Raw genomic sequence first — 22,653 nt, 5'->3', positions numbered from 1 at the left:
GTTTCATTTCCTAACAAATTCGATATCTTCAAGCACCTGCGGACGGAACAGCTCCCACGTGAACGGTGTTTTGCCTAAATGCAGCAGCGGCTGCTTCACGTAATGGGAATTGGTCACACGAACCAGATCATCCCAATGCTGAACGGCGTTTGGCGGCTCCAGCCATTGCAATGCTTTTTGCCGCTCCGCTTGATCGCCGGTTCTGACGTATACTTCGTAGCAAACCCCGGCTCGCAGTTTGGCCGCGAAATACAGACCCAAATGGGCCCAAGCCTCGACATCCGCCATCTCGCAGCAAAGGGAAGGCGAACCGCAGCCGATCGAAGCGAGCTCCGCCAAACCTTGCCGGGCGTCGTGCTCCAAAGTATCGGCCAGTTGGCGCGGCGTCACATAACCTTCAACCGATTGATTATCGATGATATGGTCGACATAGCTGCGGATCGACAAATAATCGGGATCCAGCGGCTCGCTGCTCAGCAGATCCTCAAGCGAAATAAAAGCTTTCCCCGTATTGTACTCGGATTTGTCGGTGGCAAGGAACCCCTCGGCGTATAAAGTAAAATCCCATGAGAAAGAATAAAATGATGCGAGCGCCATCGGCATTTTGCATACCGACGAAAACGCCGCAAGCAGCGGGCGACCTGCAGACTTGCCGTAACGTCTTTCAATAGCGTCCGCAAACACATCGTCGGGTGTCGTTGGGTCGTACAGCAGCCTTCCCCACAGCATGTAATACAACCAAATCTTTTCGAAGGCGTATGTCCACTCGATATGCGGACTTCCCGGCACGTGTGAATAGTCGTTGGCAGGAATAAAACATTCGGATCCGATGTAATACCCGCCCACATAATCTTGGCCGTTATCCGACAGATGTTTTCTTATAAAATCCGGCTGAGCCCAACGCAGCGTGAAAAAATCCTCGTTTCGGACCATCCACGTGATTTTGTAATTTTGCGGCGCCGGATTCCAGTATCCTTCCATGCCGTCGGAACCTCCGTGCGTCATGAGAAGTTTCGTGGAAGAATACGCATGGGACCAATTGAACTTGACTTCCACCCATACCGGCTCTGGCAAAAACTCGTTTTTTTCGATCGCGTTTCTCGTAATGTGCGGGTCAACGGAGAATGGGGCCCGGTGGATAAATTTCACAGGCCGACCGGCATTTTTCATCCCTTCAAAATACACGTCGGCGATCCAATCCTGCCGCTCCTCGGGCGTCATTCCATTCATTCTTTCCCCTACGGAAATGCCGAATCCGGTCAGTCCGGGATATTCATCGATCAGCTGCGTCACGCATTCGCGGGTATACTGCTTGATTTGCTCGGTGGAATAATAATCTCCATGATGGTAGAATGTCTCGTCGCTGACGGCATCGGCGTCGTAATGCTCCCGAAACGATTCCGAGACGAAAATGTTCCAGTTGATCATGTACGTTTCAATCCCGCGATCATGGGCCATTTGGAACAGGGATGTCCAAAACCGTTTCCAATCGGCGAGCTCTTCATCCGTAAATGGGGTGGCTTTAGGAAAATTCATAGGCTTAATCATATAAGGGAACGGATGAAGGCACCATAAAGTCAGCACATTGTAGCGGTTTTCCGCCATCATGTCCAAAAAAGCTTGCCAGAAGGCGAGGTCGCGGACCGGTTCCTTCTGCAGATCAAAACATTCGTTCCTCCGGTAGCTTGACCAAGGAAGATTGAACTTCACGGCACGGAATGGAAATCCGGGGTTCACGACGCATTCGGAGACACTTAACGGATTCCCGTGTTTCCGGAGCTGCTCCGCGACCTCCAGCACGCCGTACATGGCGCCGGACTCGTCGCGGGCAAGAACGAACAACGCCGGATTTCCGAGGTGAAGCGAGCGGCGTATTTCAAAGCCTTCCGCCACGACCGACGCATCGGCGGTCATTCCGAATGATCCCTCTGCATGCTGATTGTCTGAAAGGATAATCATATGATCCATATCCGGGCGCTGCGTTTCGTTAACCGTCCATGTTTCTCCCAAATCCGTAATTGCTGCTTGCAATCTTCGAACGGCAAAGATTAGCTTCGGTGAATGATCCGGAAATGTTAGTGATATCGTCATTGATGATCTTCCTTTCGAAGTTTAAAAAAGCAGGCACGTTGCCTGGGCAACATGCCATTACTGCCATTCCTTGATTCCGCGGTTTTGCTACTTTTTCACTTTTGCGTACCAGTCTCTGGCGCGTTTGGTGACCTCTTCTCCACCCGATTTATACCATTTGTCTACAAATTCATCGAATTTACTGATCGGGTATTGACCGACTATAATCTTGGAGGCATATTCCACATACAGCGTACGGTTGTTGATATCCGCAAAGCCGTCGTAGATGCTTGCAGGCAAACCGTCCCCGGCTATAACCTTGGCGTACTTCTGGGCATCCTGCATATCGCGGACGGTCTGGTCAGTAGCCCACTTTCTGTCTTCGGTCGATGTATTCTTGATGAGTGAGGTCATAAAATCAAGGGTGGCCATATTTTTATACGGCTCGAAAATGATGTTCTCCTGGGTGCTCTTATCATCCGGAAGTCTGATGGCTTTGCCGTTTTGCATGGAGTAGTGCATTCCCTCCACTCCCAGATACAGATCGTTCCAATTTTTCTTGTCGTACACGTTGTTCAGCAGCTTCAAGGTGGCCATCAGCTTCTTCTGATCCTTGTTGTTCTTGACAACCCAGGCCGGGGGAGTCATTCTCTTCCATGTGTAGAAGCCTTTATATCCCGGAACTTGGGGTATCGGGAGCACAGAGAAATCGGCCTTAACTCCTGTGTTCTTGTTCATGTTTTCCAGGCGGTCATTGACGGTTTCCGCCCAGTGAAAATAGTTCCCGGCCTTATTCCCTTCCACCTTTCCATCCCATTTCTGCTTGTTGTTCAGAAGCGTCTCTTTGTCTAATAAACCTTCTTTGTACAGCTTGGAGATAAATTCCAAGGCCGCTTTCATATTCGGAGTAACCGCGGAGTAAGTCAGCTTGCCGTCGTACAGATCCCAATCCGGCATTCCTTCGAACATGGCAACGCCGTACATGGCGAACAGATGGTCCATCCAACGCGCCTGCTCTCTGCCGCCGGCCGGAACCTCATCCTTTTGGCCGTTGCCGTTGGGATCCTTGTCCCGGAACGCCTCCAAAACCTTCACATATTCGTCCAGGGTTGTGGGCATCGGCAGACCCAGCTTGTCGAGCCAATCTTTTCGGATCAAGCCGGCGTATCTTCCGTAGTCCAGCACACCCGGGATATAATAGATCCGGCCTTGGCCGGTAGGGTCGTTGGCCTTAACGATATCCCATACGTCTTTCGGAATCGCTTCCCATACATGCGGCGCATACTTAGGCAATAAATCCGTCAGATCGGCAATGGCGCCGCTCTTGGCGAGGCTCGATTCGATGCCGTTATAAGGCGCGAACAGATCCGGCATTTCGTTTGCGGCGATTTTCAGGTTTAGCTGATTCAGGTAGTTGGTGCCACCGTTCCACTCCACATAAGGATGAATGACTCCTACTCCCAGCTTTTCCTTATAAAATTCATATAACTTACTTCCCTTGGTGGTCGGTAAATAGCCGTTGTTTTCTCTCCATACTTCAATGTCAACGATTTCGTTCGTGGAGCCCGAGTCCTGGGGTGTTGCTGCAGAAGGTGCAGGAGGCTCCGTTTTGCCGGAACAGCCGGCAACGACCGAAAATGCAAGTGATACCGTCACTGAGAGTGCGCCAAGCTTTTTGACTTTCATGCCATTTCCCCCTTGAATGTCGTTAGAAATATGTTTCAGGCGTTAAGCCATAAAACCAATAGGATATTATCCTTTAACGGATCCGACCATGGCTCCCTTGACAAAGTACTTCTGCAAGAAAGGATATACCGCAATGACGGGAATGATCGCGAAAATGACGGTCGCCGCTCGTAATGTACGTTCGTTATAATTCACGTCAAGCTTGGAAGGAACAAGCGCCATAATGACGCTGTCGTCGGTAATAAACTGCCGGATTTTGATCTGCAGCGGGAACAATTCCGGGTTTTGCAAAAATAGCAAAGGAGTCTGGAATTGATTCCAAATCACAACGCCGTAAAACAAGGCCAGGGTGGCCAGCACCGCCTTGGACAGCGGAAGCACGAATTGGAACAGCATCCGGAAGTACCCGCACCCCTCGATGAAAGCCGCCTCTTCCAGCTCTTTTGAAAATTGCTTAAAGAAGGTCCTCATGATGATCAGATTAAACGGATTGAGAATATGGGGCAAGATCAGAACCAGCGGATTATTATAAAGACCGATACCGCGGACTGTCAGGAAATACGGTACGAGTGGCGCTTTAAACACCATCGCTATAACTACGCCGACCATAAGCACCGGCCCCCAGCGGAACTCCGACTTGGACAGCGGGTAAGCGAGCAAGGCGGTGATCAGCAGCGCCAATGCCGTGCCGATCACTGTCGAACCTAAAGTAAGAAAGAATGCTTTCCACAGATCGGGACGGTAAATGATATAATTCCAGGAGTCGAACGTGAATTCCCTGGGCCAGATCGTCACCAGATTCAGATCCACGACCTTCTTGGAGCTGAACGAGGTGGAAAGGACGGATATTAGCGGAATGATCGCAAACACGGACAGAAGAACAAGAACAACGGCAATCGCCGATACAAATACCTTTTCTCCTCTGGATTCTGCCATAATTACCAAAGCCCCCCGTCGGACACTTTTCTTGATAGTCTGTTGAAAATGTAAACCAGGATAAATCCAATGACCGACTGGAACAAGCCGACCGCCGTAGCAAAGCTGTACTGCGCTTGCTGAATTCCGGTTCGGAATACGTACGTATCCAGAATGTCCCCAACACTATATGTCATCGGTGTCAACAGATTGTATACGTGATCGAAGCCCAGCTCCATGAAGTTTCCGATCTCAAGCAAGAACAGCACCAATACCGTGGGCAAGAGGAGCGGAAAAGTGATGTGACGGATCTGCTTGAACTTGGAAGCGCCATCAATCATTGCCGACTCATACAGCTGAGGATCGATTGCGCTGATGGCCGCCATATAAACGACAGTTCCCCATCCCGCATCCCTCCAAATGGCCGTAATGACATAAACCATGCGAAAGTAATCGCTTTCTTGCATGACAAGAACGGGATCGTAACCAAACCACCCTATCACCACATTGAATAATCCGCTTAAAGAGAAGAAATCGAAGACGATGCCGGCGATGATGACCCAGGACAAAAAGTGCGGAATGTAGAGTGCCGTTTGAATTCCTTTCTTGAGCGCCGACTTTCGGATTTCGTTGATCATGAGCGCCAGTATGACCGGTACGGGAAACACAAGCACGATTTTAAGAAAACCCAACATCAACGTGTTGCCGAATATTCGGATAAAATCCGGATGCTGAACCAGAGTTTGAAAGTGTCGAAGCCCTACCCAAGGGCTATCAAGAAACCCTTTAAACACGGAATAATCTTTGAATGCGATTACAGTTCCTATTAACGGAATATACTTGAACGCGATAAGAAACAAGATGCCCGGAATGGCCATCATATATAACGGCCACAACAGTTTCATCCGATGATTGGCGACTTTTTCCAACTTTTTTCCTCCTGCAACCACTTTCATTTGATGATTCGCTGCTTTTTCCAACTTACTCCCCCCTGCAATTCACTGTTGTATTCGTTTACAATCACTATACTATTTAGTCCGGATTAGCTCAATTAGGCGTTTTTAAGTTTCTAACCACGTCATTTTTTAGATGTTTCCTTCCCCCAGGATTAGCGAAAGGGCTTTCTTTCTCTATTTTCTTAAAAATGCCATTGTCATGAACTAAAAAATGCCCTGTTGGAGAATAGCTAATCAGATAGTATAGTTTTTGTAAACGGATACAAATTGCTGGCGAAAGGCGGTGAATACTTAAGAACCACCCGTAAATAAGGTATTCCGTTTACACTCCTGTTCCGGTCTATTGCATTACCAAGATCATCCTGTTCTTTGGAGGTAGACTTATCAATGTTAAAATTAAAGCAATTGTTTAGGCTAAAAACTGTTAGTTTAACCCTCGCTGCAGCGTTGCTGGGGAGCAGTACAATCATCCCGCAAAGCGAAGCAAATGCGGCTTCAATTGCCACGGTATCCGTAGATGCCAGCGTCTCGCAAGGCGAGCTTTTCAGAAGCGAGAAGTACTTCAACATATCCAAATATTTTACCTATGCGGGCCAAAGAGACGCAGACGTACAGTTTATCAATGATCAGGGTCTGCATAGTAAAGTTTTAAGAACCTGGGTTGACCAAGATATTTATGATTTGGATACCGATACGTATCATTTTAGTAAATATGACGATTACTTCTCGGATACAAGTAATATGGCGGATGCATTACTCGTTAATATTAAAGCAGAGAAAGTGATCCCCGAGTACAAGTCGCCTGATAAAGTCAAGCCTGTCCTAAAAAATATCATTAAATATCTGAAACAAAATTATCCGAAAGTAAAATATATTGAAGCTTTAAATGAGCCTGATGATACGCATACCGATCGCTATAAAGGCGTTGTTACACCCGACACGGTATACAGCTATTATAAAGCTTTCTCCGACGCCGTATTTGAAGTCAACGCAGAGTTAAATCCATCGGTCCCTTTGCAGGTCGGAGGACCTACTACCATGAGATTGGACATTGACTGGTTGCGGGGATTCCTTGACGGATATAAGAATGATCCATCACCAAAAAAGCAGCTTGACTTCATATCCTATCACGGTTACTTTGTAGGACCGAACTTCACCGGTTTTGTTAAGGAAGATCCTAGTCTTGTGAATAGTCAAAGGAGCCAGATCGATGCTGAACTCAGCAGCAGAGGCCTCAGCACGGATATCCCGTCATTCATTACCGAAACGGGGATTTACCCGGGACCCTTGGGAGATGTCTCCAACAGCAGCGGGGGAGTTGGGCCGGACCAGTTGAGACAGGCGGCAGGATTGGCTTCCCTTCATTATTGGTTTATGAATAACAGCAAAAACCACGCGTTTCAGTGGGAATTGCGTCATCCGGATAATGCGAGAAAGGATGTTTTAGTTTCCAGAGATCCAAATAATGTTGTACTGCCAGATATACCTACAAATAAATTTACGCCTTACGGAAATATGCTCGTCATGCTGTCCAAGATGAAAACAACCAGAGTATCGGCTATCTCGGACAGCATCATGGGCGGTAAAGGTGTCTATGCTTTGGCCGCCAAGGATGATACGGGCGTTTCCCTCATGGTGTGGAACTATCAAGGCACCGGCACGACAGATTACAATGCCGCAGTGAACGTATCCAACCTGCCGTCCATATTCAACGGTAAAAATGTCAGAGTGAAAACGTATCAAATCGATGCAACCACAAGCAACTATTATGCAAATCCCGACAAAGCCAATCTCCAAATGGTAGACGACAAGATCATGACCCATAACGGGAATTACACCGCCTCCGTACAGCTTGAACCGAACAGCTTGCAATTGCTGGTTCTGGAGCCCGTAAGCAAATCCTCAAATGCAGCGGTATCCGTTGATGCCAATGTTTCACAAGGCGAACTTTTTAGAAGCGAAAAGTACTTTAATATTGCCAAGCAATCCACTTTTCCTGCTGCACAGGCTTCAAGGGCTGCAGATATACAATTTCTGGGCGAACAAGGTCTTCGTACGAAAATTCAAAGAGCGTGGGTCAATGAATCGGAAATTTACGATGAAGCCACAGGGTTATTCAACAAATATGATCAAATCGACACCTATTTGTCGCAGGTAAGCAATATGGCCGATGAACTGTTAATTAATTTAAGAGCGGAGAAAGTGGTAAAGGAATTGGAGTATACACCTGCGCAGATCAAGCCCGTCGTAAAGGAGTATATCAAACACCTCAAACAAAATTTCCCTAAAATCAAGTACATAGAAGTTTTAAACGAACCGGACGCTCCTGCAAACAGCGATGCCAATTATTACAGAATTGACCCGGTTACAGGCAAACAAACGAATACGAATATTCTTTCGCCCGGTAATTTATATAGCTATTATAAAGCGTTCTCCGATGCGGTATACGAAGTCAATGCGGAATTAAACCCAGCGGTTCCTTTGCAGGTGGGAGGACCTGCTTTATACAATTTCGATTTAGATTGGTTTAGAGGGTTTCTGGATGGATATAAGAACGATACCTCCCCGACAAAGAAGCTTGATTTCATATCCTATCACGGTTATTTAAGAAAAGATCCCGCGACTGGAAAAAATCTTTTTTATAAGGATAACCCCAGATTGGCGACGGAAGAACGATCCGCGATTGAGACTGAACTCAGCAGCAGAGGAATAAGCACGGACATACCGTCATTCATCACGGAAACCGGTATGTACCCGGGACCATTGGGGGACGATCTTGATTTGGGTTCGCTTGCCACGGGAAAACCGCCAAAATATGATTATATCGATAAAGATCAATTAAGACAGGCCGCAGGTATGGCATCGCTTGCTTATTGGTATTCGGACAGCAGCGGTAAAAACTATCCGTTCGGCTGGAATACGCGCCATAATGGCGGTAATGGCAGAAAGGATGCTTTAGTAACGAGAGATAGAAATAATAAACTGCTGGATCCCATTTATTCGGATAAGTTTACTCCTTACGGAAATTTGCGAAAAATGCAGTCAATGATGAAAACGACAAAAGTATCGGCTTCCTCGAACAGTATCGACAGCAACGGTAAAGGTGTATATGCGTTGGCCGCCAAGGATGATACAGGTGTTTCCCTTATGGTGTGGAACTATCAAGGAACCGGTACCGCGGACTTCAATACAGGTGTCCAAGTATCCAACCTGCCGCCCGTATTCAGCGGTAAAAACGTCAGAATTAAGACCTATAAAATAAATAATACTACGAGTAATTACTATAACGGAGATCCGGTTAACCCGAACCTGCAAATGGTAGAAGACAAGATCGTCACTCATAACGGCTCATACAGATCATCCATCTACCTGGAGCCGAACTGCTTGCAGCTTTTGGTGCTGGAACCGGTAGATACGAATGTAATGCTGCGCAATACATTTGACGAGGAGGTTACGGGAGCATTTCCCGGTTGGACCGTAACCAAAGCGGTTTACACGGCCGTTTCCATCGTGAATGTGCCCAGTACGGTCAACCGGAGTGTATACCTGAAGGATGATTCCACCGCAGGTTTTGCGCAGATTTCGAAGACCTTCCCTGCTCATATGGAAACGCTCACAGTTCAGTGGCGATTTAAGGAGGATTCGAATGTCACGGGCGACCGGTTCCAATTAAAGAGCGGCACAACTGTAGCCGCAGACGTATACGCGGATGATGCCGGCCGTTTGGCGGCAAACGGTACCGTTATCCAAGGGATCCACCCGGGGACATGGTACGACGTAAGTTTGACGGCAAATCCCGCAACGGATAAGTATGACATCTACATTAACAACACGTTGAAGGCATCGGGATTACCGTTATCGGCTCCGGTAACCAGCTTGGATACGATCAGCTTCCGTACGGGAGAAGCCAATAAGAATGTGCTGTATATCGATGATGTGACGATTTCCGATATAATCCCGCCGTCATGGGCGAGCGGCAAAGCATTGGCCGCTACCAGCCGCAGCCAAAGCTCCATAGGGCTTGCATGGAGCGGAGCAGACAATACTGCCGCAGCCTACCGGATTTTTAACGGAGCAGCCTTATCTGCTACGGTAGTGGGCGCCACATACGCAACCGTCGGCGGCTTGACCCCCGGCAAGGATTATACCTTCACCGTTCAGGCAGTCGATGCGTACGGCAATGCAAGCACGGACGGCCCGTCGCTTAACGTGTCCACAACGTCCTCCCGGAGAGGCGGTTCCAGCGGTTCCGTGAGCAGCGGAGGAGGCCCATCCCCCGGCGAATCCGTTTCGAGCGCCGGCTTAACTGCAGACGCTGAAGGGATGGTGGACTCCGATTCGCTCAAATCGGCCCTTTCCGCTTCGAATCTGGTAGAAGTTGCGGCGAATGGAGACAGCGTTAGTTTGCCGGCTGCAGGTCTCATCGATGCTTCGAAGAATCTAAGCTCTGCGGTGAAGATAAATTCAGCGAACGGCTCTATTGTTCTGCCATTGTTTGTTCTGAAGCTGGAGGAGTTAGCCCAATCCATAGGAGCCAATATAAGCGAGCTGAGTGTAAGCGTATCCATAAAGAAAGTATCCGGAGATTCCGCCAAAGAGGTTGCGGAGGCCGTCTCTAAAGCAAATGCTGCGCCTCTCTCCGACGCGGTTGACTTCAGTGTAACCGTTCGGGACAAAGGTGGAAATTCATTTGCCGTGGACTTCGGCGCAACCTATGTTTCCCGCTCCCTCGACGTACTGAAAGCCGTTGACCCTGCGAAAACGACGGGGGCATTATTCAATGAGTCCGACAAAAGCCTGACCTTTGTGCCCACCACTTTCGAAGCCAAGGATGGCAAAACGATTGCTACCTTGAAACGTAACGGCAGCAGCATCTACACGGTTGTCGAACTGAACAAGAGCTTTGATGACATCGCTGTTCATTGGGCTAGAGCGGATATTGAACTGTTGGCCAATAAGCTTGTTATCGATGGGGTATCGGAACATAAATTCGATGCCGACCGCAGCATCACCCGAGCGGAATTTGCAGCTTTGATCGTTCGGGCTTTGGGGCTTAGCCCCATGAAGTCGTCAGCCTCAATTGCGGACGTCAAAGCCGATGCCTGGTATTCGGATGCTGTCTCTACAGCCTCGGCTGCGGGAATCATTCATGGTTACGAAAACGGCACGTTCCGCCCTGAGGCGCAAATTACCCGCGAGGAGCTTGCGGCGATGGTTGTTCGGGCGATGAACTACGCAGGTAAGAGCAGCAGCGTCACCCCTTCGGATCGAGATATGCTTCTTGGCCGATTCAAGGATTCAAGCAAGATCCGCTGGGGGCACAAAGAAATCGCTGCCGCAATCAGTGCCAACTTGATGAACGGCATGACCGACGACATACTCGGCTCCGACGGAATGGCCACTCGCGCACAAACCGCTGTCATCCTGAAGCGTTTCCTAAAAGCCGTCCAATTTATAGATTGAATATATGAAGAAACACGCTGGGGGTCCTATTTGGACCTCTTCTTTTTTGGGGGGCTATTTTTTCCTCGAGTTTTTGCGATATTCGCTGGGCTTAACCCCTACCAATTTTTCAAATAAACGGGCAAAATGCTGAGCATCCGAGTAGCCGACCATTTGGCAGATCTCGTATACCTTCAAATTGGTTTTCTCCAGCAGATCCTTCGATTTGTTAATCCGAATCTGAGCAAGAAAGTTTAGATAGGTATCGCCTGTCTTCTGTTTAAACAACTGGCTTAAATAATAAGGGTTAATGAAAAAGCGCTCGGACAGATCCGCGAGGCTGATCTGATCGTTGTAATGGTCCTTCACGTATTCTTTGATCTGGGTAATGATATCCTTTTTCTTAGGTATTTTCTTTTCCAGCTTGAAGGAAATAATTCCTCTGAAAACTTGAACCATCCACTGCTCCAATTGCTCCAGCGTTCGAATGCGCGAGGCGTCCTCCGGAGAAAATAGTTTTCCTCCCAAAAAGTTATTTTGCTGCAGCTGAAGGAAAGACATTTTACGCACGCTGGATAACAGGATGTTCAAGCATTGCAATTGGAGGTCGACCGGACTCATTCCTCTTTCCGACTCCATCTGCCGGAATATATCACGTATGATGCGAACGCACTCCGCTTCGTCCATGTTATCCAAGCCGGATTCCAATTGGACGATCATATCTTCCGATATAGGATGGGCCATTCCCGGCAGGCTAATGATCTCGGGATAAGGGATCACCACATCCGCGCCTTTGATAACCTTATAGCTTAAAGCATAACGGGCTTCCTCAAAGGATCGGCTAATCCCCGCCGCCCGCTCGTGCACGGTTCCGATTCCGACCGTCATAGACAGCTTTAACTCGCGATACAGGGACTCTTTCAGGCGCTGGATGGAGCCGACCAAATCCTCATACACCATATCTCGATCATGTGCAACGACTAAAGCGATCTGGCCCCTGGAATAACGGAATCGGTATACTTTCCGGTACTGCCCAAATGCGTGATCGATCTGGCGAAAAACCGGTTCAAGAACAAATTCCTTGAAGTTTTCAAAGGTATTCCCTAATTCCAACAAGGCACAAACAAAAAAATTATCTTCGATAGGGATGGATGCCATCCGCAGCAGTTCTTCCACGTAATCGGTATTTTCGCTGCCAACGTCAATGACGTCCCTCAAACAATTTTCCTGCATCCGGTTATGGACCTGTTGCTTCAGATCTTCTACTTCCTGAAGCTTGGCTTTTTCCGCCTTGATGACCTCCATAACCTTATGAATACAGTCGCGCAGCTCTTCTTCCTCCACCGGTTTGTTAAGGTAAAATTGAACCCCGAGCTGTATGCCCCGTCTGGCGTATTCAAAGTCGGCATAACCGCTGAGTAGAATAAACTTCGCCGGACACCCCGCTTCTTTGAGCGTCCTGATCATCTCCAGACCGTCCGCCTGAGGCATTCGGATATCCGTTATGACGATGTCGGGTTTCTGTTCTTGAATCAGTTTAACTCCCTCGATACCGTTGTAGGCTGCACCGACCACCTTGCAAGCCGGAATATAGCATTCTATCAAAATCTGGAGGCCGTCCAGGATTCCCGCCTCGTCGTCTACCAGGACTATCTTCACCCTTTTTCCTCCCCTTTCGTTCCATTCAATCGGCAATCAGAGCCTTGGAATAAGAAGCTCCACCGTTGTGCCATTCCCGTAATCAGGTAAAACCTTAAGATAATATCGTTCGCCATAATGTATTTTTATGCGTTCCGCAATATTTTTCAGGCCCAGCCCTTTTTCCTTCAGATCATCATCCGACTCCAGCTTGTACTTGTCGAGCTCCGCTTCTTCCAGATTAAGGGCAAGCTCTTTGTGTTTTTCCGCAGATATGCCTGTTCCGTCGTCCGATATTCGAATCAATATCCATCCCTCCTCTGTCCAAAGCCCTTCAATGACGATATTCAGCATCCGGTTGTAATCCTGAAACCCATGATTAATGCTGTTCTCGACAATAGGTTGAAAAACAATCGGAATGATGCTGCATCGCTGCATCTCCTCGGGAATGCGGACGTGCAAGCGAAACTTGTCGCCAAATCGGATATTTTGCAGCTTCAAATAATTAACCGTGTACTCGACTTCATCCCGAATAGAATGACGCCTTCCTTCCTTGCCCAAGGCTAAGCGGAACATTTTTGCCAAGATCTTGATCATGCCTGCAATCTCTTGATCCTTATTGACAAGCGCCTTCATCCGGATGGATTCCAGCGTATTATAGAGCATGTGAGGATTGATTTGGTTCTGAAGCGCAATAAACTTGGCATGACGGCGCTTGATCTCGGCTATATAAACTTCTTCGATCAAGGTTCGAATGGTGACGATCATTTTGTTATAGCTGTTAACCAGGCTCCCTATTTCGTCATTGGACGGCTCGTTGTGAATGGGTTTGTATTCTCCGGTTTCGGCCTGCTTCATGCTTCGACGCAGTGCTTTAATAGGCTTGGTAATAGTATAACTTAAGGTGATGGAGATAATTGCCATGATAAGGCCGGCAGAAATAATAACCATTACCGTCACAAGCTTCATGTTGTTGATTTTCTTCAGCAGCTGATCACGGGGAATTTCCGTATTGATTGTTAGATTTCCCAGTTCGGTTCGGCCTGAGAGAATAATGAAGTCACCCGTACTCACATCTGTAGTGGACTTCCTGCCGGATTCCAATATTTGCTTCCATGACTGTTTGCCGCTGGCCGCATCGGAATGGTAAACGATTTCCCCGGAGCTGTCGCTTATGATCACTTTAATGCCGTATTTATCACGGGCTTTGAGAAAATCCTGGTCAAGCTGAAGCAGCGTATACGGATCCATGTCCATAAGGAGCAGCCCGGCATAAGTGCCATCAAAATTCAGAAGCACCCTACCGACGGTGATCAGAGCCCCTTCTCCCTTATCCTCGTAATATGAACGGTCGTGCAGCCCGGTAATAAAAAATGTATCGCCTGAGCTTTGAATTTTTTTATACCAATCCTTAGAAACGAGTGTACTTAAATTTGCCGAAGCGGTAGTATTGCTGTACTGGTAAATGCTATTATCGCGGCCTATCAACATCAAATTGACAATTTCCGGTTTCAATAAAGCAACCCTCATCAATAACTTCTGCACGGTAACCTTCTGAGTAATCAGCTCGTCCATGGTCAGCTCTCGCGTTTCGCCAAGCTTGAAAATAACATCGTTGTCGACCAATACCGACTTGGTCACCTTTTCATATTCTTTCATGAAATTGTTTAATGAAGCCTCGATCTGAGAAGTGTAGAGCGCAGCAAATTCTTGAGAGGATTCCTCCAAACCCGTAACCCACTGTTGGTAGATAATGGTGCTCACCACCAACAGCGGAACGACGCAGGTAAACAGAAAACTTGCCATCAATTTGTTTTGCAGCCTCATATTTCTTATAAACATAACTGCTTTGGGGAACCATTTGATATATGGCATAGCAGACCCATCCTCAGCTCTAAGTTGAAATCTTGTATTCGCTTACAATATTTCCATAACAATATGCGATCAAGGCGAAATATGCTAATACCAATAGTACCTAATATGACCTGGCATTTCAATTGGAGACTGAATACATTTGGCTATAGTGATCGGTTCACCCGCCCCAAAAAGAAGAGGCTCTCGGGAGAGCCTCGATGTGTATTCTGTATGTTTATTTCCACGGTTTGTGAGGCCGATCCGGCGGAACTCGCCACCGCTTCATTCTAGATAAACATTCCACCGTCCACTTTGATGACCTCACCGGTCACGAAATGCGAATGGGCTATTAAAGAGTACGCTGCTTCCGCCACATCCTCAGGAGTTGCAATTCTGCCGAGTGGAGTTCCCTCCGCCAACCGCTTGATATGTTCCTCCTGCCCGTCAACCCAACGGGTTTGAACAATCCCCGGTGCAATGCTGTTCACCCGAACTTCGGGGGCCATGACGCGGGCCAGCGATTTCGTTACGCTGATGGCGGCGGCTTTCGAGGCGGCGTAAGCAATCGAGCTGCCCAATCCCGTCAATCCTGCGACCGACGTAATGTTGACGATACAGCCTCTCCGCTTTTTTAATTCGGCGGCTGCAGCCCGGCAGCAGAAGAAAAGCCCCTTGACGTTGACATCCATCACCCGATTCCAATGCTCTTCCTTCAACCCTTCAAGGTCGTCATGGTTTACAAAATCCGTCACTCCCGCATTATTGACCAATATATCCAGGCGTCCGAAAGTATCCACGGTTTCTTTAATCATTTGCCGCACTTGAAAATCATCGGATACAGCAGCTTTGACCAGCAGACATTTAACTCCCAAAGCTTCAATTTCTTCCTGCGTTTCCAATGCTTCATTTTCCGATTTGGAGTAATTAATGGTAATATGAACTCCTTCTCTGGCTAAACGAAGGGCGATGGCTTTTCCGATGCCGGTAGCGGAACCCGTAATAACGGCAGCGTTCCCTTTCATAAATCGTCCTCCCCGTTGGTGTTGGGCCTGACCTCTCCGGTTCCTGTTAAGGCAACGCCCGTTTCCTGCGCTGCCTTGGCGACAGCGGCGGCCACCTCGGGAGCGACACGTGCGTCAAACGGCTGCGGAATGACATAATTTTCGTTCAATTCTTCATCGCTAATTAATTCGGCTATGACCCTGGCTGCTGCAATTTTCATTGCATCGTTTATTTCGGAGGCCCTTATATCAAGAGCTCCTCGAAAAATTCCGGGAAAAGCAAGCACATTGTTAATTTGATTCGGATAATCCGAGCGACCGGTGCCAACCACTTTGGCCCCCGCTTCGAGCGCGATCGCCGGCATAATTTCAGGATCGGGATTAGCCATGGCAAAAATGATAGGGTCTTTCGCCATGGACCGTATCATATCCGCCGTCAGTGCCCCAGCTGCCGATACACCCAGAAAGACGTCCGCTCCGGCAATAACTTGTTCCAATAATCCAGTCTTTTTGTGCAGATTCGTCGATTGAGCGATCTCGCATTTTATGCCGTTCATGCCTTCCGTACGTCCTTCGTAGATAGCCCCCTTTGTATCGCAAACAATAATATTTGTCATTCCTATTTGAAGCAGCAGCTTAGCGATCGCGATGCCGGCAGCTCCCGAACCGTTGATGACGACATGCAAATCCTCCAGTCTCTTATTTACCACTTTCGCGGCATTGATTAACCCGGCTAAAGTAACTATAGCCGTACCATGCTGGTCATCATGAAAGACAGGGATATCGAGTTCCTTTTTCAGGCGTTCTTCAATCTCAAAACAAGCCGGTGCCGCTATATCCTCCAAATTAATGCCACCGAAAACGGGTTCAAGCAATTTGACTGTCTCCACCAGCTTATCGATATCGGAAGTATTGATACAAATCGGAAATGCGTCGACGCCGGCAAACTGTTTAAATAAAACCGCCTTTCCTTCCATCACCGGCAATGCCGCATGAGGTCCTATAGCGCCTAGTCCCAACACGGCTGTACCGTCGGTGACCACCGCGACCATGTTTCCTTTGCCGGTATAATCATACACGCACTCTTTCTGCTTATGGATCTCTCGGCAAGGCTCGGCTACCCCCGGAGAGTAGGCCAAGCTCAAATCTCTCGAATTTAATACCGGAACTTTCGAAACGATACCCAGCTTGCCTTTGAAATGCCGATGCAATTCGAGTGCATCCTCGCGTAACTCCATATCAATCGCCACCCTTTTCAATTTCGAATCCGTATCTCGCTTCCTCTCATAAAGGATAAAGCACGTTGCTCCGACAACATGCCTTATCCATCATCCCTATTACGGTTATATCTTCACAGTTGTAATTGTTCATTATATGGAACGATGTTCATAATATGGCTCAAGAAGATTTTCTCATAGGTTCTCTCTCGTGTCAATATCAACAAAACTACATCAACAAGTCCAAATAGTATAAGTTGGCCGAGGTGCGGTACTAAAGACAAAAAATATAGGCCCATTGCTGGGCCATTAAATTCAAATATACTGTCAAATCTAACCGTTCGTTATAGGCGATTAGGAGGAAAACGATAAAATTTTACTTTGTCTCCGGCCGTTGTTCGTCATGAAAACTGCCCTTCCTATCCAACCGGTAGTACGCTCCACACCATGCACTTCCTTTATTAAACGTCTTCTCTAACCTATTGTACATGCCATGAAGTATCGACGCTACCGAAGAGTGTTGGTATGGTGCCGTAAAACACATAATCTTCTTTCGTTCGAAAATAACCCGATCCGGAGTGCATGTGGTTTTGAAGCTTTATCAATTGATCGGCAGAAACGGGCTGACCTCCAAGGGAGTACAGGATCTCACCTTGTTGATTGGAGATGATGACCGTTTGTTCGCTCCCCGGAGTCATCAAATTCAGCGTATTGTCCAGATTGGACCAATTGATTTCAAGCGCAATGCCGCCAAGTTGTTTCCGGTACCGGATCCCCATAACTTTGAGGAACCCGGTCTAAGGACGTCATAATGAAACGTTATAGCTGTCTGCCAAACAGATTTCCCCCTTACCACCAGCATCTGTACTGCTATTATAATATGGAAACAGATCCGATAGATTAGAAGGAATTACCCAAATTTATTGTATTTTTTTACCCTCAAGCAAAAAGAGGGGTTGCCCCCTCCATTGAATCACCTCATCCCAGTTCATTCCGTTGAAGGCGAGAAAACGCCCGCTTTTGAAAAATAAGCTTTAGACGCTTATCCCCCCCTGCAAGGTTCAAGTGAACCTTCACGCCAAGAGAAGATTTCGTAGTCCGAACGACGGTTATCCGCAAAATTGAGTTTTTCACATTCCCTTTTCATGTTTAAAGTACTCACTTACGGGTTCAAGTTCATTATTGTGTTAGTTTTTTTCCATATACCACTTAATGGCATTTGAATATAGAACTTTCTTTGTACCTGTTTCTCCAAGTGTTTCAGCTATAAGATCTATGTCTTCTACTACAAATGGGCGTTTTGCTCTTGTAGAAGGAAGGTCAGTGCCAAACATAAGCGCTTCTGGGTTTTCGGAATAAATCCTTTGCAGGACTTTCTTGACATCAAAATCGACTCTTCCAAATCCTGAAGCTTTGACTTTTACACCCTGGCTAACAAGTCTAAGCAAACTGGGAAACCCTTCCTCTAGCAAACCTAAGTGATCTATTGATACGGCAGGAAGACATTCAATGATTGGTGACAATTCTTCCAGGTCAGACGAGGCAACGTGTAGTTCTACATGCCATCTAGCCAATTCATAAACCCGTTTTGCCATGGATGCCAACCGATCAAGGGAAAGTGAGAGTCCATTATAGATGTTGAACCTTACCGCTCTAACTCCTACTTCTGATAACTCAATTATTTCTTCATCTGTTGTTTCGTAGGGTAGTTGCACCACCCCAACGAAACCCGGCCCAAGTCGTTTGAGAGCTTCCTTTAGATACGATTTGTCGTATCCTTGATAAGAGGCTGAAACAACCGCTCCACCTGTAATATTAAGCTTCATTGCTCGTTTTACATATTCATCAAAAGGGAAATATTCTGGTAGAAATCCTTGGTTTCCTGTCAATGGAAACTTTGGATCAATAATATGAAAATGAGAGTCAAATATTTTTTGCACAACTGCCTCCTAAAATATAAACATTAAAATCAAAGTTGCAACAATAGCAAATCCTAACCCTAAAAACGTTGCTTTATAAAGTAAATCATTATAAAATTTCTTAGATTCTTCTTCGCCTAAACCACTGTTACCAAGTATCAAACTACCACCTGTAGAGAATGGCGCTAAAGCTGTTGATTGGGCTCCGATGATAATAGCAACCGCAATTAACGAAGCACTGTAGCCTGTAGGACCTACTATACCAGCAATCATTGGGAACATAAGCGGTGCAACAACACCCAAAGTACTACTAAAGATTGACATAATACCAGCAATAATTGTCACGGCAATTGGAACAATAAAGGACGGCATGTTATTTATCAAAGAAGCTAATAAATCGATTGTTCCTGCTTCAACGGCAACATCAATTAACATTCCTACCCCTGATACAAGCCATAATGTACTCCAAGGTACTCTTGCCAGTACTTCTTTGGGTTTGTCCTCAGCTAATTTTAATAAGTAAGCTGCGATTGCGAATACAACTGCGAGTAAAGTAATGTCGGTACGTGAGTTAATAAACTTAATAGTTTCATTCCCTGGCATAAAATTAGCGAGCATCGGCACTCCTAGTACAATAACCATAAGAAGAGTAATTAAAGAAATATTTATTTTTTGTTTTTTTGAAAAAACCTCTGGTTTTTTAATATTCAATTCAGCGATTTGACTATTTTTTCTATCAAGAAGCATCAAAATCAACATGACAAATATTGGATAGATCAATGAAACAACAAAGATATCCCTTGTTAGAACATTCGCCTGATCAGCAACAGCTGTTTTACTTAACAAGGAGTTAAAGAGTACCCCGTGCGCACTATACATGAAATTTGCACCGGAAAGCGAACCTAATGAAACTGCAAATGAAGCTTGCAATTTATTCATTCCTGATGATTTACATAACGTAATTGCAATCGCTCCCATGATTGCCACAGAGGTAAAGAAACCGGCACCCATTCCTGAAACCAACGCTGTAATAAAATACAAAATTAAAGGCAGCCATTTTGTGTGTTTTTGAAATCTATAAAGCAATAAATGAGCAATTTTTTCTAAAGTACCATTCACCACTGCAAAATTAAAGAAGAGCGTTAAGGTGAAAATAACTAAGAATAACTTTGTTGGGAATGTTGCCAATAATTCTTTAACGGACATCCCCAAAACAAAACAACCAATTAAATAAGCGAATGCTAAAGCAACTAATCCAGTATTAATATCAAACTTTTCACCCAGATAAATTGCAATAATAATAGCCAGTATTATTAAAATAGTATAAAACATAATTCCTCCTCAAATATCTACATTTGTATATAAATAACTTTTTTACTGAGAGTAACTGTATTTCAAGAACTCCCATCATGATACCCGAGATTATTGTTCATAAAACACAAATGGGCGCACTAACAACTAGTCATTTTTCATAAAATCACCCCATCTAGATGTCTAGATGACTTCTCGCAAAAAAAAGTAAACGCTTTCATATAGTTCGTCTAGATGAATTCAATGTTTTAAAGCTTTGTTCAAACACAAATGGGAGCATTCACAAAATGATGAGGAACCATAAATCTAGTTCAGAGATGACCACCACCTTTTATCTATTTATTTTTCTTATTCCAAACTTAATATTGATTTGTATTTGTACATATCTCCACGATAGGAAGAAGCACCTGTTAAAACACAACATTTTTTTACTTTCAAGTCAACAGTCCTATATAAAACTGGAGAACCTATGGAAATATCAAGAATTTCTGAAACCTCTTGACCAGCAAGAACCGCTTCTATTTCAATTTCACCTTCGGTAAGGGACATATTAAATTTATTTAAAAATAAATGAGAGAAAGAATAATTGACATATTCTTCATCAGTAATTTGTTCACCATACTTCTTTAAAAGATAACGGTTATCAATAACAACTGGGATACCCTCTGAAAGACGTAAACGTTTTACTTGATAAACTTCTTCGCCAAGTTTTACCCCCAATTTTACATCTATTCCTTCTGGACAAGGTACTGATCCCCTATATAACAACTTAACATTAAAGTTTTTTTCTAAGTACCACCCTTGAAAAAAAGTATCCAATTTAGCAATATCTGTTTTTAATTTGTCTTTTCGAACTATAAATGTGCCTTTTCCTTGGATGCGTTTTAAAAGACCTTCTTTTACAAGCAATTGAACCGCCTGACGAATAGTCATTCTAGAGACATCAAACATTTTTATTAGTTCATCATCGCTTAGGAATTTGTCTTTTCCCTCTTTGGTTAGTTCTTCTACTTTTATCTTTAAATGTTCTGCAATCTGAGCATACTTGGGAATAGGCAACTCGTCATTAATCATAAAATCCTCCCTTCTATATGGCTAGATGAACTCATTGCAAAAAAATAACCGCTTTCATCTAGTCATCTAGATGAATTTAATGTTATCTTACAGTTTTGTTCAATTCGTGTCAATGCGCAAATAACGACCACCCTTTTCATCCACTCACATTAAATAGAAATAGGCTTTCCGCCCTTCAAAATGAAAACCCGCAGTTATGGGTTAAAATCGGCACATATTCTTGACATTCGACAGATGCATAAATACATACCCCTATCCCCCGCTACGAATGACGTTGATTCCAAGAATTCATTTTTAAAGGGGGCAGCAGATTGATTGTACTGCAAACTCGACATGATGTATTATTCAGGCCTACTGCGCAGCCGCCGTTGTCTGAAGTGATCAACGGGCCTCGTCTGCGCACTGTGGTTCCCCGCATTACGTTTGCTGTCAACCAGGTCTTACGTCAAAAGAGATAGTTTGTCTGGATTTTATATTTAGGAACCGATGGCAAAGAAATGCTTCTAACATGGTACTGGCGGCAAAAAATGGTTCCAAAAAGTTCTGAGAAGAAAGTAAATTTCCATGAAACCAATAGGTTTGACGGCAAAATAATTGCGGATCATAGCAGTCATGGGATTTCTAGGTTTCGACATCTGTTGGGCATGGTCAGCCAGTAAAGAGAGCTTAGCGATAACCAACGCATGTCCTTCAGGCGGCATATGATATCTTCGAGATAAGTCTGGACCAACCTCCAAGGCAGCGCGATTTAGGGTGTCCAGGACTTTCTTATCCTGAATAAATTCAGCCTCGTGAATTTCATTAGATTCGTAAAAGGATGTCAATTCGTTTCGGCAACTCTGAATGAGATCCCCGAAATGGCTAAACCTAGCCGGCATTCCATCAATCGGCGAATTTTCATCGATTGGCGTGACTAAAATAATGATTTTTTCAGGATGTGTTTGGTTGATATATCCGATTAACCGCTTGTATTGTGGCATCCGTCTGGCATCGAAGATGTTCGAGAAATAAACGGAAAGGGGCAATTGAGCACGATTGAGCTCAGACATTTCCTGTTTGAAAATCCATGCCTTTGATCGATTGTCAATCTCAAAATCCATGGACGATGAATGGTAGACGGTATAATGATCCATTTTATCGCGAAAAACTATCAGTTGCGCAAATTCCTCATAATATGTCTCGGGGCTCAGCAGATGGATCATATATTCCAATAGACTAGATTTACCCGTGCCATTTTCCCCAACAATTGCGGTGACATTCGTTATTTTTGAAACGCGCGGCTCCATTTCTTCTCTTCTTGAAGGAAGAAAAAAGTCCTCTATATGAAATGGTGAGGATTGTACTACGAGTTTTCTCAAGTCTTTATCGTATTGAAACCTCAACGGCCCGCCAAAATTGAACCCTTGCTGGGTAAAATTTCGGTATTTCTCCATCCAGATGAACATGCATTGCACGATGCAAACCCCTAGCATTTATAAATTAGTTACACACCACTCATCTTTTGTAAATATTTATCGACTTCTCTTGTGAAGCTATCCCTTCCTTTGCACGTAAGAATGACAAAATGTTC

14 protein-coding genes are annotated in these 22,653 nt (G+C 45.5%); 1 reads left to right on the top strand and 13 read right to left on the bottom strand.

Annotated features, from left to right (window positions below; translation table 11 throughout):
• Nucleotides 1-3 precede the first annotated feature (3 nt).
• The 4 genes from MYS68_RS37775 to MYS68_RS37760 form a co-directional block, all read right to left on the bottom strand.
• Nucleotides 4-2,091, bottom strand: a complete 2,088-nt coding sequence (locus MYS68_RS37775) for a hypothetical protein (RefSeq protein WP_248930666.1) — start codon at nucleotides 2,089-2,091, stop codon at nucleotides 4-6.
• An 87-nt stretch (nucleotides 2,092-2,178) separates the two neighbouring features.
• Entirely contained in the window at nucleotides 2,179-3,756 is a 1,578-nt protein-coding gene (locus MYS68_RS37770) for a type 2 periplasmic-binding domain-containing protein (protein ID WP_248930665.1), read from the bottom strand.
• Between the two features lie 66 nt (nucleotides 3,757-3,822).
• Entirely contained in the window at nucleotides 3,823-4,692 is an 870-nt protein-coding gene (locus tag MYS68_RS37765) for a carbohydrate ABC transporter permease (RefSeq protein WP_248930664.1), read from the bottom strand.
• Between the two features lie 2 nt (nucleotides 4,693-4,694).
• Nucleotides 4,695-5,651: an ABC transporter permease gene (locus MYS68_RS37760; protein WP_248930663.1), complete on the bottom strand. Its 957-nt coding sequence runs from the start codon at nucleotides 5,649-5,651 to the stop codon at nucleotides 4,695-4,697.
• A 363-nt stretch (nucleotides 5,652-6,014) separates the two neighbouring features.
• Here MYS68_RS37760 and MYS68_RS37755 point away from each other — a divergent pair, with 363 nt between their 5' ends.
• Nucleotides 6,015-11,090: an S-layer homology domain-containing protein gene (locus MYS68_RS37755; RefSeq protein ID WP_248930662.1), complete on the top strand. Its 5,076-nt coding sequence runs from the start codon at nucleotides 6,015-6,017 to the stop codon at nucleotides 11,088-11,090.
• A 54-nt stretch (nucleotides 11,091-11,144) separates the two neighbouring features.
• Here the strand turns inward: MYS68_RS37755 and MYS68_RS37750 are convergent, their stop codons facing one another.
• The 9 genes from MYS68_RS37750 to MYS68_RS37710 all read right to left on the bottom strand — a co-directional run bounded on the left by MYS68_RS37750 (nucleotide 11,145) and on the right by MYS68_RS37710 (nucleotide 22,537).
• Complete coding sequence (locus MYS68_RS37750) at nucleotides 11,145-12,728, bottom strand: response regulator (RefSeq protein WP_248930661.1); 1,584 nt, start codon at nucleotides 12,726-12,728, stop codon at nucleotides 11,145-11,147.
• 36 nt (nucleotides 12,729-12,764) lie between these two features.
• Nucleotides 12,765-14,582: a cache domain-containing sensor histidine kinase gene (locus tag MYS68_RS37745; RefSeq protein WP_248930660.1), complete on the bottom strand. Its 1,818-nt coding sequence runs from the start codon at nucleotides 14,580-14,582 to the stop codon at nucleotides 12,765-12,767.
• A gap of 266 nt (nucleotides 14,583-14,848) precedes the next feature.
• Nucleotides 14,849-15,583, bottom strand: coding sequence for an SDR family NAD(P)-dependent oxidoreductase (locus tag MYS68_RS37740; RefSeq protein ID WP_248930659.1), 735 nt, complete (start codon nucleotides 15,581-15,583; stop codon nucleotides 14,849-14,851).
• Complete coding sequence (gene ystJ, locus MYS68_RS37735; RefSeq protein ID WP_248930658.1) at nucleotides 15,580-16,800, bottom strand: NADP-dependent malic enzyme; 1,221 nt, start codon at nucleotides 16,798-16,800, stop codon at nucleotides 15,580-15,582. The genes MYS68_RS37740 and ystJ overlap by 4 nt, the downstream gene beginning before the upstream one ends.
• Before the next feature lie 458 nt (nucleotides 16,801-17,258).
• Nucleotides 17,259-17,558: a hypothetical protein gene (locus tag MYS68_RS37730; RefSeq protein ID WP_248930657.1), complete on the bottom strand. Its 300-nt coding sequence runs from the start codon at nucleotides 17,556-17,558 to the stop codon at nucleotides 17,259-17,261.
• A gap of 408 nt (nucleotides 17,559-17,966) precedes the next feature.
• A complete protein-coding gene (locus MYS68_RS37725; RefSeq protein ID WP_248930656.1) occupies nucleotides 17,967-18,719 on the bottom strand; it encodes an amidohydrolase family protein in 753 nt (250 codons plus the stop codon).
• A 9-nt stretch (nucleotides 18,720-18,728) separates the two neighbouring features.
• Complete coding sequence (locus tag MYS68_RS37720; RefSeq protein WP_248930655.1) at nucleotides 18,729-20,030, bottom strand: SLC13 family permease; 1,302 nt, start codon at nucleotides 20,028-20,030, stop codon at nucleotides 18,729-18,731.
• Between the two features lie 327 nt (nucleotides 20,031-20,357).
• Nucleotides 20,358-21,083 (bottom strand): GntR family transcriptional regulator, encoded by a 726-nt coding sequence (locus MYS68_RS37715; protein ID WP_248930654.1) that lies wholly within the window; start codon nucleotides 21,081-21,083, stop codon nucleotides 20,358-20,360.
• Nucleotides 21,084-21,586: 503 nt separating this feature from the next.
• A complete protein-coding gene (locus MYS68_RS37710; RefSeq protein WP_248930653.1) occupies nucleotides 21,587-22,537 on the bottom strand; it encodes an ATP-binding protein in 951 nt (316 codons plus the stop codon).
• Nucleotides 22,538-22,653: the final 116 nt, after the last annotated feature.

Origin of the sequence: Paenibacillus hamazuiensis (assembly GCF_023276405.1) — a bacterium.
Classification (GTDB): Bacteria; Bacillota; Bacilli; order Paenibacillales; family NBRC-103111; genus Paenibacillus_AF; species Paenibacillus_AF hamazuiensis.
This window is presented reverse-complemented; position numbering and strand designations above follow the sequence as displayed.

Bases quoted from the DNA above. Each gene is read 5' to 3' on its own strand.
- MYS68_RS37765 (WP_248930664.1), bottom strand. From the start codon at position 4,692: ATGGCAGAATCCAGAGGAGAAAAGGTATTTGTATCGGCGATTGCCGTT.
- ystJ (WP_248930658.1), bottom strand. From the start codon at position 16,800: ATGGAGTTACGCGAGGATGCACTCGAATTGCATCGGCATTTCAAAGGC.
- MYS68_RS37720 (WP_248930655.1), bottom strand. From the start codon at position 20,030: ATGTTTTATACTATTTTAATAATACTGGCTATTATTATTGCAATTTAT.
- MYS68_RS37770 (WP_248930665.1), bottom strand. From the start codon at position 3,756: ATGAAAGTCAAAAAGCTTGGCGCACTCTCAGTGACGGTATCACTTGCA.
- MYS68_RS37755 (WP_248930662.1), top strand. From the start codon at position 6,015: ATGTTAAAATTAAAGCAATTGTTTAGGCTAAAAACTGTTAGTTTAACC.
- MYS68_RS37740 (WP_248930659.1), bottom strand. From the start codon at position 15,583: ATGAAAGGGAACGCTGCCGTTATTACGGGTTCCGCTACCGGCATCGGA.
- MYS68_RS37775 (WP_248930666.1), bottom strand. From the start codon at position 2,091: ATGACGATATCACTAACATTTCCGGATCATTCACCGAAGCTAATCTTT.
- MYS68_RS37745 (WP_248930660.1), bottom strand. From the start codon at position 14,582: ATGCCATATATCAAATGGTTCCCCAAAGCAGTTATGTTTATAAGAAAT.
- MYS68_RS37715 (WP_248930654.1), bottom strand. From the start codon at position 21,083: ATGATTAATGACGAGTTGCCTATTCCCAAGTATGCTCAGATTGCAGAA.
- MYS68_RS37730 (WP_248930657.1), bottom strand. From the start codon at position 17,558: ATGGGGATCCGGTACCGGAAACAACTTGGCGGCATTGCGCTTGAAATC.